General features: G+C 66.2%; 1 protein-coding gene. It reads left to right on the top strand.

The window, feature by feature from the left end; genetic code table 11:
- Nucleotides 1-415 (top strand): hypothetical protein (locus AB4Y92_RS25805; RefSeq protein WP_441822209.1); only part of this gene is annotated, 415 nt, incomplete at its 5' end.
- Nucleotides 416-455 lie beyond the last annotated feature (40 nt).

Below are 455 nucleotides of genomic sequence, written 5' to 3'. Positions count from 1 at the left end.
TCCTGAAATCCGCTGGGGCCCAGCGATGAGCACGGTCGGGACGAGAGGGGGGCGGCAGCGCAGGTTCCTGGCGGCTCTGGCGGGGGCGCTGCTGGCGACGATCCCGGCTGCGGGCAATGGCGGCGCAGCTGAGACGCCGGTCAACGACTATCCGACGGTCGCACGCGCCGATTACATCTTCGGGTGCATGGCCGCGAATGGCCAGACGCGCACGGCGCTGGAAAAATGCTCCTGTTCGATCGACGTGATCGCCTCTGTCCTGCCCTACAAGGCCTATGAAGAGGCCGAGACGATCATGTCCGTGCGCCAGCGCGGCGGTCAGAACGCCTCGATGTTCATCTCCATGCCCTTGTTGCGAGAGAAGGTCGCGCGCCTGAAACGGGCGCAGATCGAAGGCGAGCTGCGCTGCTTCTGATGAGATGCCGCCCGAGGCGAGGGGCTCCGCTCAGTAGACC

It is taken from the genome of Lysobacter sp. TAB13, from assembly GCF_052113885.1.
Classification (GTDB): Bacteria; Pseudomonadota; Gammaproteobacteria; order Xanthomonadales; family Xanthomonadaceae; genus Lysobacter; species Lysobacter gummosus.
The sequence above is the reverse complement of the archived record's forward strand: the minus strand, read 5'-3'. Positions and strand labels throughout refer to the sequence as shown.